Origin of the sequence: Pseudomonas sp. Z3-6, assembly GCF_051131985.1 — a bacterium.
GTDB classification, from domain to species: domain Bacteria; phylum Pseudomonadota; class Gammaproteobacteria; order Pseudomonadales; family Pseudomonadaceae; genus Aquipseudomonas; species Aquipseudomonas zanjanensis.
Genome location: NZ_CP071644.1, coordinates 1134653 through 1147282, shown reverse-complemented (window position 1 = coordinate 1147282; position 12630 = coordinate 1134653). Strand labels below are relative to the sequence as shown.

Below are 12630 nucleotides of genomic sequence, written 5' to 3'. Positions count from 1 at the left end.
TGAAGTTGTTGAATGTACAGGCCTCTTCGCGAGCAAGTTCGCTCCCACAGGTTTTGTGGTGTACATGAGTTTTGTGTCTGCAGAAGATTATGTGTGGGAGCGAGCTTGCTCGCGATAGCGGAGGCTCAGACAAATAGATGCTGGCATGTATCTCTTGCTCTTGCTCTTGCTCTTGCTTCTGATCTTGATCTTGATCTGAAGGCCCCGTTAAACCACGCTGGCCGAACGCAGGTATTGCGCAGTGGGCACCTCGGCATGGATGCCGAGGTAGCCGCGCTGGGCCATGGATGGCCCTTCGCGGCGGCCCACGGAGCAATGCCGGAGTGAGGGCACACCGAGCCTAGGCGAGGTGCCGAGTGGTGGGGCAAGAGCGTTTTGGTTACTTTTGCGCTTCTCAAAAGTGACCCGCTGTAAGAGCGGAACCATAAGTAGCCGTTACCTAGATAACGGATATACACATAAGATCATCAACAACACGCAAAAAAGCCCCGAAAGTCACCGGCCTTTGAAAATCACACCACTCATATACTGATTCAAATCGCGAAAGTCCTTAACGCCCCAATCAAACGGCACTAACTTCACACCATTCTCTTTCAACGTCCTGGGAATCAAGTCTCCATTAGGACGAAGTATTACCGACGACACAATAACCCCCGGATAAACCCTCAGACGCTCCTTGAAAGCCGCAGTCGTAAGATCAGGCGTAGGAGGATTGCTCTTATGAGCCAAAGGCCCTGTTCCCTTGAGGTCCACCCCATGGCACATCACACATCGCTGCAAATAGATATTTTTCCCATTGGCATTATCCGCAAAGGACAGCGATGTTTGAATCAGCGACAAAATCCCTAGCGAAGCAATGACTGACATTCTCACTAGAACAGGTAACCCATATAGATCGCCGCACCACCACCGGCCTGCAACCCAGCGTTCACACCCGCCATGACCACCGCCCCCTTGGCCGAGCGCGCCAGTTGCCGGTTGACCGTGGTCGACGCAATGAGCGAAGTCGCCGGGTTGGCGCTCAAGGCCACCGATAACGCCAGCAACTTGGGGTCGAGCCCGAACAGCAGGGCCGTGGCCGAACCGCCGACCACCAGGCCCACGCCCACCTCGGTATACATGCAAGGACCCGTGATGTCGTCGCTGGTCAGGTCGCGATTGACCAAGGCGTCGCTGACAAACACCTTGCCGGTGCTGGGAAACGCCTCCGCCGCACCGGCCGCAGCCACACCCTTGCCCTTGATCTGGATATTGATCTTGCCGAAGCGTGGCAGCCTTGCGCCAAACCCGACACCCACGCCAACACCGCCATAGCGATAGCTGACGTCCTCGCCCTGGGGCGAACGCAGGATAATCGAGCCGCCACTGCCCGCCACCATGACCACGGTCAGACCGCCACCGCTGGCGGTCTGGTACTGCCAGCGACTTTCATTGACCGGGAGAGGGATGTTGTAGCTCATACGTTCAAAGTCCTTTATGTGAATGAACCGCACCGCGGCCGCGTTGACGGAAAGCTTTTAGCAGGCCGACAAGGGTGAACACCAAACCGATGAACCCCAGCACCCCGGAGGTCCCCCACAGTGCTGACGGGGCATCGACGATGGCGCTGCCAGCCGGCTGCTCGGGCAAGTAGTGCACGCGCACCGGTTGGTCTTTCTGGTAACCGAAGATAAAACCGCCCTGGGGATAGGATATTTTTTCGCCGCTGACGGTGGTGAAGGCGATTTCAGGATGCGAACCACCAGCATTCAAATGGCTGACGATGCCATCGGCGGTCTGTGCCTGGGCGAGAAAGTCGCGTCGATCAAGGGTGAGGTTGACGGCAATGCCCAACAAGCCAACGCCAATCAGAGAAAAAAGCAGGCCCAGCAGTAGGGTCCCGATGCGTGACGGGGTGTCGTTAGCCATGGCTTGTCCCGGTATTCGTCCATGAAAGAAGGCGGCGAGAATAACAAAAAGCCAGGCTATGGCGTATCACTGGATTTGAATGCAGGGCTACGGTGTTGGGTCAGTTTGAAATGATGCTGGAGATACCGACGCCTTCGCGAGCAAGCTCCCACAAATGGATTCTCGATGTTCGCAAGCGCCTGAACACCACTGAACCTGTGGGAGCGAGCTTGCTCGCGATAGCGGCGGCTCAGCTCACATAGATGTTCAAACCTCTCGTCCCTCTCAAGCCTTCCGGGTCCTCGGCAAGAAAATCGCCAACACCCCGAGCAACGGCAGGAACGAGCACAGCCAGTACACATACTCGATGCCACGGATGTCCGCCAGGTGCCCCAGCAACGCGGCGCCAATCCCACCGAAACCAAACATCAGCCCGAAGAACACGCCGGCGATCATCCCGACGTTGCCCGGCACCAGTTCCTGGGCGTACACGACGATGGCCGAGAACGCCGAGGCCAGGACGAAACCGATGACCATGCTGAGAATGCTGGTCCACAGCAGGTCTACGTGAGGCAGGATCAGCGTGAACGGTGCCACGCCGAGGATCGAGAACCAGATCACCGCCTTGCGCCCGATCCTGTCGCCAATCGGCCCGCCAAAAAAGGTCCCAGCCGCCACCGCGCCGAGAAACAGGAACAGGTGCAACTGCGAAGAGGCCACCGACAGGTCAAACTTCTCGATCAGGTAGAACGTGAAGTAGCTGGTAAAACTGGCCATATAGAAGTACTTGGAAAACACCAGCAGCCCCAGCACCACCAGGGCACTCAAGACTCGGCCCTTGGACAACCCATGAGTGGCCGCCTGGCCTTGCTTGAGCTTGAACAGGTTCAGGTGGTTGGCGTACCAGCGGCTGATGCGGTACAGCACGTACAACGCAAACAGGGCGAACAGCCCGAACCAGGCCACATTGCCCTGCCCGTAGGGAATGATGATCGCCGCCGCCAGCAGCGGGCCGAAGGCGGAGCCGGCATTACCGCCCACCTGGAACGTCGATTGCGCCAGCCCGTAGCGGCCACCCGAGGCCAGTCGCGCCACCCGCGACGCTTCCGGGTGGAAGGTCGACGAACCAATGCCGATCAACGCAGCCGCCAACAGGATCAAGGCAAAACTGCCGACCATGGACATCATCACAATGCCGATCAGCGTGCACACCGTCCCGGCCGGCAACAGCCACGGCTTGGGGTGCCGGTCGGTGTGATAGCCGACCCACGGCTGCAACAAAGATGCGGTCAATTGGAACGTCAGGGTGATCAGGCCAACTTGGGTGAAGGTCAGGCCATAGCTGTCCTTGAGCATTGGATAGATCGACGGCAGCACCGCCTGGATCAAGTCATTGATCAAGTGCGCCAGCGCCACGGCGCCGATGATGCGCATGACCAATGGGCTGCTTTGCGCCGGGGCGGCAACGGCCGAGGTGTCGGCTTGGGTATTGCTGATAGCCATGGGGTTTCCATACGACAGAGGGTGCACACGGGCAGGTGCGTCAATGTGCCATTTTTCGGTGCGACAAGGCTATCCCCTTAGCTTGCTATCGACCTTGAAAAATTGTCGAATTCCAAGGTGATAGCCCAACGCCATGGTCTGAATCTTGCCTTGTTAATGAGCTATAACGCGGCTTCTTACAAAGGGGACCGAGAATGGGAAGTTTCGCTACAGAGCAGGCCTACCGAGCCGATTTGGACAAACTTTCGAAGCCTTTTAAAAGGGCACCCGTTTTAGCACTGTGTAAAAACGCACAAAAACAGTACAGGGGTGTTCAGGGGAGTATGGGCATGCAGGCTTTTCTATCACCGGGAATCAGGTTGTTGGGGCGTTTCGGCTTCGCCCGCAAATTCCAATTGCTGTTCCTGCTATTTATCCTGCCGCTCATGGGCAGCCTGTGGCTCATCGGCCAGGATTATCGCGACAAACTCAGCCTGATTTCCGGGGAACGCGCCGGGGTGCGCCAATTGCTGGCCCTGGATAACCTCGACAACCTGCTCACCGCCCAGCGCAACCGCGCCGCCCGCTGGCGTGCCACCGAGACCAATCGGCAGCCGACACCCGCGACGCTGGCCGCCATGGCGGCGTACGATGCAGTGCAACCGGCCCTCAACCAGGCCGCCAGTGACCTGGCCTCTACCCTGCAAACCGCAGGGGCCGAAGCCGACACCCTCGCCCGTTATCAAACCCTGCAAACCAGCCTCAACAGCCTGGACTCGAAAAGCCTGGGCAGCGTGGGTTGGTGGCCGGATGGCTATGACCGCTTCACCGCAGCGCTCAGCGCCCTGCAAGCGTTGCGCGAACAAATGGTCATGGATAACCGCCTGACCCTCGCCTCCTGGCTGGAGACTTATCTGTTGACTCAGATTTCCACCCAGCAGACGCCGGACCTGATCGAACGGGTCGGCCGTCTGGCCAGCGTCGGCCAGGCCTCCGTGGTGTCGGGCCAATTCACCTTGCAGAGCCGCCTGCAACTGCGGGACCTGCGCAGCCGTATCGGCGACGCCCGGGATCAACTGGTCAAGACCGGAACATTGCTGGAAACCCGCCTGCCCAGCGACCTGCAGACGTGGGCTGGACAATTCCAAGGCAGCCTCAAGCACTTGGACGCCGGCCTCAAAGTCCTGGATGACGGCGTGTTCGGCGGCGCCATCAATCTGAAGCCGGAAGACTTCGAAAAACACATGGATGCCCTCCTCGCCGACCTGGCGACCCTGCGGCAACAATCGCTGGTGGCGCTGGATACGCGACTGGACCACTACTACGGCTCGGCGATTCGCCAGTTCATCCTGGTCGCGACGGTCCTCGGCTGCCTGCTGCTGGCCGCGCTGTATCTTTTTGTCTGCCTGCAAGCGTCGATCCGGCGCAGCGCCAGCGGTATCACCTTACTGGCCGAGGCCCTGCGCGACGGCAATCTCAGCTTGCAAGTACCGGTGCAAGGGCGCGATGAACTGGCGGCCATCAGCACCGCCCTCAACGTCGCCGTGGTGCAGTTGCGCAACAGTCTGCTGGGGGTGGATCACGAGACGTTGCAGTTGAGCAACGCCGTGCGCACCCTCAATACACACTCCAGCGGCGCCCTGGGAGAAGTCGAGGCCCAGCAAATACAGATCAGCCAGATCGCCGCCGCCGCGACGCAACTGGCCGCCACCTCCCAAGGCGTGGCAAAGAGCTGTGAACAAGCTTCCGACAGCGCCCAGCAAACCCGGCGCATCGCCGCCGACAGCAGCCGCGACAGCCAGCGCACCACGGCGAGTATCCAGCAGCTCAACCAACGGCTCAACGAAACCGCCGCCGCACTGGGGCGGGTCAGCGAACAGGGGCAACAGATCCAACTGGTGGTCGATACCATTCGTGGCGTCGCCGAGCAGACCAATCTCCTGGCCCTCAATGCCGCTATCGAAGCGGCTCGCGCCGGCGAACAAGGCCGCGGTTTCGCGGTGGTCGCCGATGAAGTGCGCAGCCTGTCGCAACGCACCCAGTCCTCCACGCAACAAATTGCCGGCACCGTCGACAGCCTGCGCGCCACGGTCAACGAAGCCGTCAGCCTGATGGAAGCCGCCTGCGGCCAAGCCCAGACCGACGCCCAAGCCGTCACTGGCCTCGGCGAGCGACTGGGCGAAATTGCCAGCGCCGTGCAAAGCGTCACCGACACCCTGGCGCAAATCGCCACCGCCGTGGATGAACAAGCCAGCACCGCCGACGAAGTCAGCGGCAATATCCAACAGGTCGACCAGGCGGCCATGCGCTTGCTCGAAGGCGCACGGGCCGTGAACGTGGCGGCCGATACCTTGAGCCAGGGAAGCCAGGCCTTGAGTGCCAACACAGGGAGATTTCAGCTCGGCTGACAGGGATTTGCAGCGAGGATTGTTAAGCGGTTGAAAGCGCAGAGAAATATTTCAGATTTACGCTTGACACATCTTCGTTACCGGCGAATAATGCGCGCCACTTGGCTACATAGCTCAGTTGGTTAGAGCATAGCATTCATAATGCTGGGGTCCGGGGTTCAAGTCCCTGTGTAGCCACCAAGTACTAAAAACGGCTTATCGAAAGATAAGCCGTTTTTTTATGCCTTGAAAAAACCCGCTCTCTCAGAAATTGTTTATGCCCCTGCCATCAGGGACAGACTGGGCTTTGCTCAGTCCCGTGTCGATTTGCGCCACACGCCTCGCATCGCTACAGTCGATCCTATATCCCAAGCCCACGGATGGAGCGACACGTGCTCACAGATCTGAAACCGAACCTTCATCGCCTGTCAGCCGTTTCGTTGCTGGCTGTCGCGTTAACGCTTGGCGCCTGCAAGGCCCCGCCTTCCTCCACCGCCACACCAGCATTGCCCGCTCCGCCGGAGATCACTTCAGGCTACCGCACCGACGTGCAGACGCGTTACGCCGACAAGCACATGGCGGCCGCGGCCAACCCGCTGGCGGCCGAAGCCGGGCGGGAGATGTTGCGGCGCGGCGGCTCGGCCATCGACGCGGCGATTGCGATGCAAGCCGTGCTGACCCTGGTGGAGCCACAATCCTCGGGCATTGGCGGCGGCGCGTTCATTGTGCTGTGGGATGGCAAGGCTGTGCGCACCTACGACGGTCGCGAAACGGCACCGGCCGGCGCCACCGAAAGACTTTTCCTGCAAGCCGACGGCAAACCCATGCCGTTTACCGCCGCCCAAATTGGCGGCCGCTCCGTTGGCACTCCCGGGGTGTTGCGTGGACTGGAACTGGCCCACCGTAAACACGGGCGCCTGCAATGGGCGACGTTGTTCGAACCAGCCATTGCGTTGGCCGAACAAGGCTTCGCGATTTCGCCCAGGCTACATTCATTGATCGCGACCGACCCGTCTTTGCCGGGCTCGCCGGACATGGCGGCATACTTTCTCAATGCCGATGGCAGTCCGAAGGCAGTTGGCACCATCCTGAAAAACCCGGCATTGGCAGGGGTGCTCAAGCGCATCGCCAACGAAGGTCCCGATGCGTTGTATAAAGGGCCGGTTGCCGAGGAGATCGTCGCCAAGGTGCAGGGTCACGCCAACCCTGGCAGCCTTTCGCTGAACGACCTCCAGGGCTACACCGCACGGGAGCGGCCCGCGTTGTGCACCGATTACAAGCGCTGGCAAATCTGCGGCATGCCACCACCGTCTTCGGGCGGGGTTGCCGTGGCACAGATCCTCGGGACGTTGCAGGCCTTGGAACAGCGCGACAGCAATGCAGCCCTCGCCCCCTTGAAACCCCTCAAGACCGATAAACCCGCCGGCATTGAACCCTCTCCCGAAGCGGTGCACCTGATCGCCGAAGCCGAGCGCCTGGCCTACGCCGACCGCGCCCAATACATCGCCGACCCGAATTTTGTAGCCGTGCCGCTCAACGGACTGGTGAATCAAGGTTACCTGGCCAGCCGAGCCAGCCTGATCGGCCCTCGTAGCATGGGTGTCGCCAAGCCCGGCACACCACCGGGCATCCAGGTAGCCTACGCCCCGGACCGTTCACCGCTGCGTATTTCCACCTCGCAAGTGGTGGCGGTGGATGACCAGGGTGGTGCGGTGTCCATGACCACGACGGTGGAATCGGCGTTCGGCTCGCACCTGATGGTCCAGGGTTTCATGCTCAACAACCAGATGACTGATTTCTCGTTCATCCCTGAAGAAAACGGGCAAAAAGTCGCCAACCGCGTCGAACCCGGCAAACGCCCGCGCTCATCCATGGCGCCGACACTGGTCTTCGATCATCAAGGTAGACTGCTGGCCGCTGTCGGCTCCCCCGGCGGCTCGCAAATCATCGAATACGTCGCCAAGTCAGTGATCGGCCTGCTGGACTGGAACCTGGATCCGCAAACCGCCATCAACCTCCCCAACTTCGGCAGCCGCAATGGCCCCACCGAACTGGAGAAAGGACAGTTCAGCCCGACGCTGGTCCAGGCGCTGAAAGACAAGGGCCACACGGTGAGCGAAATCGACATGAACAGCGGCACCCAGGCTATTGTCCGGGTGCGTGATGCTCAGGGGAAAACCTCACTGGCCGGCGGTGCGGACCCGCGACGGGAAGGCGCAGCGCTGGGGGATTGAGTACTCGTCGATCAAGTTGAGGCAGCCTTAGGGAGTTGCATACTGTGGCGAGGGAGCTTGCTCCCGCTGGGCTGCGAAGCGGCCCCCATTGGATCACCAAGATCGTTCAGGCAGACCGCGTCAGCCGTTTTACGACGGCTGCGCCGCCGAGCGGGAGCAAGCTCCCTCGCCACAGGGAGAGTGTTTGGCTGGAATGATCAGTCTGTGAGCACCAGAAAATCCTGTGGAAGCGAGCTTGCTTGCGATAGCGGCGGCTCGCCCAGCAGTGTTTTCAAGTCGATAGCTGATTGGCAAACTGGCTCACCGCATCGACGACTTTTTTCGCCCCGTCCTGGATCTCAACGATCACCGTCCCCGCCTCGGCGGCCAGGGCCAGTCCGTGTTCGGCCTGGTGCTGGCCGTCGGTCATCAGCGCCACGGCGTTGCGGGCCATGTCCTGGTTCTGGCGAACCACGCCGACGATTTCATCGGTGGCCTGGCTGGTGCGCGATGCCAATTGGCGCACCTCATCGGCCACCACCGCAAAGCCCCGGCCTTGCTCGCCGGCCCGGGCCGCTTCGATCGCGGCGTTGAGCGCCAGCAGGTTGGTCTGTTCGGCGATGCCGCTGATGGTCTTGACGATGGTGCCGATCACCAGCGATTGCTCGTTCAACGCCTCGATGCCTTGACCGGCGGTTTGCATGTGCCGGGCCAGGTCGCGCATCACGTCCACGGCCTGGGTCACCACCGTCGTGCCGCGCTGGGCGCTGTTGTCGGTCTGCAGCGAGGTGCTGTAGGCAATGTTGGCCGCCTCGGCGACAGCTTTTTCCTGGTTGACCTGGTCGGTGATGTTGGTGGCGAACTTCACCACTTTATACAGTCGATCGTTGGCATCGAGCACCGGGTTATAGGACGCCTCCAACCATACTTCACGACCGCTGCTGTCGAGACGCTTGAAGCGCCCGGCCACGAATTCCCCGCTGTTCAAGCGTTTCCAGAAATGCTGATAGCCCGCGCTGTTGTATTCCTCAGGCTCACAAAACGTGCGGTGGTGCTTGCCCTTGATCTGCGCGAGGCTGTAACCCATGGCGTTGAGGAAGCGATCATTGGCCGTCAGTACGTGCCCGCCCAGATCGAACTCGATCACTGCCGTTGAACGCACCAATGCGCCGATGAGGTTTTCATGTTCCCGGGACGCTTCGATGGTGCGGGTCAGGTCATTGGAGTACATCGAAAAATAGCGGACCCGCCCGTCAGCATTCCGTACGGGCTGGAGGATTGAACGCAGCCAGGCTTCCTGGCCATTGCCCCGCAGCAGGCGCACGGCACCGGAAAAGTGCTCGCCACGGGTCAGCGCCGACTTGAAGCGAACCTGGAATTCATTAGATCTCAGATACGCGGGAACCAGCTCATCCACAGCCCGGCCGATCAGGTCCTGGCTCTTGTAGCGCATCTCGTCGAGGAAATTCTGATTGACCGATTGAATCCGTCCGTCGGCATCCAGGGTGAGGCCAAGCATTTCGCGATCCAGGCTTTCCTTGACTTGCACAAGGCTGGACAGTTCTTGGCGAAGAGCCAGTAGCTCCTGCTTCAGGCGGTTGTTGAACATGGGCAGCTCCGACAGCAGAAGAATTGAATAGGCTGTTCCCTTGCCATCGGCCCAGCGTTTTTTTTCTAAAGAGCGCCGCGAGCCGGTACTGAAAATATACCGTCGCCCGCCGAACCCGATCAGCCTCCCACGGTCACTGGATTGTTCTACTGTTGCGCCTGGCTTTTGAAGCTGCCTTGAATATTCATAATCATAAAAACGAGGTAATTGCCGTGACCACTGACATCGAAGACAGCCGTTCCGCCCGCTTCGCCTTGCGCTGTTCCAGTTTCGCCGAGCGCTGGTTTCCCGACTCCTGGGTCTTCGCCGCGCTGGCGGTGCTGGTGGTCGCCGTGGCGACGCAATTCATCGGCGCCACGCCCACGACAGCGGCCATGGCGTTCGGCGACGGCTTCTGGAGCCTGATCCCGTTCACCATGCAAATGGCCTTCGTGGTGATTGGCGGTTACGTGGTTGCCAGCTCGCCGCCGGCCGTCAAGTTGATCGATCGACTTGCGCGTATTCCGACCAACGGCCGCTCCGCGGTGGCGTGGGTGGCGCTGATTTCCATGGTCGCGTCTTTGCTCAACTGGGGCCTGTCGCTGGTATTTGGAGGTTTGCTGGTGCGCGCCCTCGCCCGGCGCACCGACCTGAAGATGGATTACCGCGCCGCCGGCGCCGCCGCTTACCTGGGCCTCGGCGCGGTATGGGCCCTGGGGTTGTCTTCGTCGGCGGCGCAATTGCAGGCCAACCCGGCCAGCCTGCCCCCCTCGATCCTGTCGATTACCGGCGTCATTCCTTTCACCCAGACCATTTTTCTCTGGCAGTCTGGCGTGATGCTGCTGGCGCTGATCGTGATCTCGCTGATTGTCGCCTACGCCACCGCTCCCGGCCCCAACAGCGCACGTGATGCCGCCGCGTGTGGAATCGATCCGAGTTTCAGCATGCCGGCATTGCAGCCCCGTACCCGCCCGGGAGAATGGCTGGAGCACAGCCCGCTGCTGACCATCGCCCTGGTGCTACTGGCCGCCGGCTGGCTGTTCCATGAATTTTCGACCAAGCCTGCGATCAGCGCCATTTCCGGGCTCAACACCTATAACTTCCTGTTCATCATGCTCGGCGCCTTGCTGCACTGGCGGCCGCGCAGCTTTCTCGACGCCGTGGCCCGCGCGGTGCCGACCACCACGGGCGTGTTGATCCAGTTCCCGTTGTACGGCTCGATCGCCGCGCTGCTGACCACGGTCAAAGGCAGCGATGCCCAGACCCTGGCTCACCACATCTCGACCTTTTTCGTCCAGATCGCCTCCCATGACACCTACGCTTTGCTGATGGGCGTCTATTCGGCGGTGCTGGGCTTTTTCATTCCTTCCGGTGGCGGCAAGTGGATCATCGAGGCGCCCTACGTCATGCAAGTGGCTAACGACCTGAACTATCACCTCGGTTGGGCGGTGCAGATCTATAACGCCGCCGAAGCGCTGCCGAACCTCATCAACCCGTTCTACATGCTGCCGTTGCTGGGGGTGCTGGGGCTGAAGGCCAGGGACTTGATCGGGTTTTCCTTCGTGCAGTTGCTGGTGCACACGCCGTTGGTACTGGCGCTGCTGTGGGCGCTCGGGACGACATTGACGTATTTGCCGCCAGTGATGCCATAAGCCTTAAAACAGGGCCGATATTTCCATCGGCCCACTTCTTCTTCGGCTCGGTCTGTTTCAGTATGGATACACCCCTGTTTTCCTGGGGCCCCCACGCTGAAAAGGATCTGAGCATGTTCAAACTCGCCGTACTTCCTCTTGCCGCTCTCACCCTGAGCGCCGCCGCCCACGCCGCCGACATCGATGTAAACCTTGGCAGCACCGAACGCGTCACCCGTCTCTTCGCTTATCCCAACAACTGCAACGTCATTTGTTTTCGCGACTGGACACTGGAACAGACCGTCGAGCATTACCTGACGCAAAGTGTCCAGCGCGACGGCTACGACGCGGCCAAGGTCAGCGTCAAAAGCGACAACGGCACCGTCTACGCCAACATCAGCGGCGTGCCGAAAAGCTATGGCCAACCGCTGAAGGCCCTACTCGACGCTGGGGACCTGGCGTACAACGGCGCAACCAAACTCAACAACGACAAGAAATGGTCCTACAACTGGTACCTGTTCCTGCCGCTGGGCATGGCCCTGGAGAACCGCAAGAGCGTCGAGTTGCTGCACTTCCCGCCGGATTACTCCCTGACCCAGGCCCAGGATTACCTGGAGTCGGCGACCACTGATCGCTGGGCCACGCTGCTCACCGTCAACGGCATCGCCGCGCCAAACACACCCGCTTACCAGACCATCATCGACATTGCGCCCATCGCTGCGCCGTCCAATGCTGGCAGCACCTTGGAGGGGCTCTACAGCTACTTCAACGATTACCAGACCACCATGGTCAAAGAGGTTACCCAAACCGCCAGCGGCGCCGCATTGCCGATGGTGGCCTTCGGAGCGCCCGTTCGGAACTGGATCAAGACCCAGTACGGCCAGACCATAGGCGTGCTCGGCCTGGCAACCATCACGCCGACGGCGGGGGTCAAGGTGCCGGTCCTGGGCTCCAACCACCCGAGTTATATCTGGTACGCCGCTGACAAGGAAAACTACGACGGCGACGAAGCCAAGGCGGATGCCGCCGGCTTGAAGGTCATGGGCCAGGACTTGAGTGCTGCCTGCTGGCAGGCCGGCATGGGCAGCAAGCCGGGCACCGATCCAAGCACCCTGCTGAACCAGTGCACGCAGACCTGGCAGGTCACGGACAAGGAAAAGACCTGCGAATTGTTCTACACCTCGGTGCGTAAACTGAGCGAGGCAGACGCGGCGAAGAAATGCGAAACACCGGCGATCAAGTCGCAACTTCCACAATTGAAGGTGCCCATGCCGCTGCCTGCCGAGGCGGTGTAAACCTCGGGGCGCTTTCCCGCGTAAGCCTGCGCTGACACGGGAAGGCGCCTTTGGCTCCTGTCAGAGTCGACAGTAGATCCTGCCCCCGACTTGGGCGAAGCTATCAAAAGTTTCTTTCAACGACCGCCGGCAGGATCGCCAGCGCCA

General features: G+C 60.6%; 8 protein-coding genes, 1 tRNA gene and 2 pseudogenes. 5 read left to right on the top strand and 6 right to left on the bottom strand.

Going from position 1 to position 12630, the window contains the following annotated elements; all coding sequences use genetic code 11:
- Window positions 1–495 precede the first annotated feature (495 nt).
- From J3P88_RS05215 to J3P88_RS05200, 4 genes are all read right to left on the bottom strand, one after another.
- On the bottom strand, window positions 496–867 hold the full coding sequence (locus J3P88_RS05215; RefSeq protein WP_434574347.1) for a c-type cytochrome: 372 nt from the start codon (window positions 865–867) through the stop codon (window positions 496–498).
- Between the two features lie 5 nt (window positions 868–872).
- Window positions 873–1460, bottom strand: a complete 588-nt coding sequence (locus J3P88_RS05210) for a hypothetical protein (RefSeq protein ID WP_434574346.1) — start codon at window positions 1458–1460, stop codon at window positions 873–875.
- 4 nt (window positions 1461–1464) lie between these two features.
- Window positions 1465–1908 carry a DUF3592 domain-containing protein gene (locus J3P88_RS05205; RefSeq protein WP_434574345.1) on the bottom strand — a complete coding sequence of 148 codons (444 nt, stop codon included), beginning with the start codon at window positions 1906–1908 and terminating at the stop codon, window positions 1465–1467.
- A 264-nt stretch (window positions 1909–2172) separates the two neighbouring features.
- On the bottom strand, window positions 2173–3390 hold the full coding sequence (locus J3P88_RS05200) for an MFS transporter (protein WP_186704999.1): 1218 nt from the start codon (window positions 3388–3390) through the stop codon (window positions 2173–2175).
- A gap of 329 nt (window positions 3391–3719) precedes the next feature.
- On the opposite strand from J3P88_RS05200, the gene J3P88_RS05195 reads away from it, so the two are divergent.
- The 3 genes from J3P88_RS05195 to ggt all read left to right on the top strand — a co-directional run bounded on the left by J3P88_RS05195 (window position 3720) and on the right by ggt (window position 7990).
- Complete coding sequence (locus tag J3P88_RS05195; protein WP_434574343.1) at window positions 3720–5777, top strand: methyl-accepting chemotaxis protein; 2058 nt, start codon at window positions 3720–3722, stop codon at window positions 5775–5777.
- A 103-nt stretch (window positions 5778–5880) separates the two neighbouring features.
- Window positions 5881–5957: transfer RNA gene (locus J3P88_RS05190), tRNA-Met, on the top strand.
- A 191-nt stretch (window positions 5958–6148) separates the two neighbouring features.
- Window positions 6149–7990, top strand: a complete 1842-nt coding sequence (gene ggt / locus J3P88_RS05185) for a gamma-glutamyltransferase (RefSeq protein WP_434574341.1) — start codon at window positions 6149–6151, stop codon at window positions 7988–7990.
- Between the two features lie 271 nt (window positions 7991–8261).
- Here ggt and J3P88_RS05180 read toward each other — a convergent pair.
- A pseudogene (locus J3P88_RS05180) lies at window positions 8262–8693 on the bottom strand (methyl-accepting chemotaxis protein); the annotation flags it as partial.
- A 156-nt stretch (window positions 8694–8849) separates the two neighbouring features.
- A pseudogene (locus tag J3P88_RS05175) lies at window positions 8850–9422 on the bottom strand (PAS domain-containing protein); the annotation flags it as partial.
- A gap of 368 nt (window positions 9423–9790) precedes the next feature.
- Here J3P88_RS05175 and J3P88_RS05170 point away from each other — a divergent pair.
- The gene (locus tag J3P88_RS05170) at window positions 9791–11209 is read left to right on the top strand and encodes a short-chain fatty acid transporter (RefSeq protein ID WP_434574339.1); all 1419 of its coding nucleotides are present in this window, start codon (window positions 9791–9793) and stop codon (window positions 11207–11209) included.
- Between the two features lie 113 nt (window positions 11210–11322).
- The gene (locus J3P88_RS05165; protein ID WP_186704994.1) at window positions 11323–12483 is read left to right on the top strand and encodes a hypothetical protein; all 1161 of its coding nucleotides are present in this window, start codon (window positions 11323–11325) and stop codon (window positions 12481–12483) included.
- Window positions 12484–12630: the final 147 nt, after the last annotated feature.

Coding starts and splice junctions, on each gene's coding strand:
- J3P88_RS05215 (WP_434574347.1), bottom strand. CDS start 867: ATGTCAGTCATTGCTTCGCTAGGGATTTTGTCGCTGATTCAAACATCG.
- J3P88_RS05210 (WP_434574346.1), bottom strand. CDS start 1,460: ATGAGCTACAACATCCCTCTCCCGGTCAATGAAAGTCGCTGGCAGTAC.
- J3P88_RS05205 (WP_434574345.1), bottom strand. CDS start 1,908: ATGGCTAACGACACCCCGTCACGCATCGGGACCCTACTGCTGGGCCTG.
- J3P88_RS05200 (WP_186704999.1), bottom strand. CDS start 3,390: ATGGCTATCAGCAATACCCAAGCCGACACCTCGGCCGTTGCCGCCCCG.
- J3P88_RS05195 (WP_434574343.1), top strand. CDS start 3,720: ATGCAGGCTTTTCTATCACCGGGAATCAGGTTGTTGGGGCGTTTCGGC.
- J3P88_RS05165 (WP_186704994.1), top strand. CDS start 11,323: ATGTTCAAACTCGCCGTACTTCCTCTTGCCGCTCTCACCCTGAGCGCC.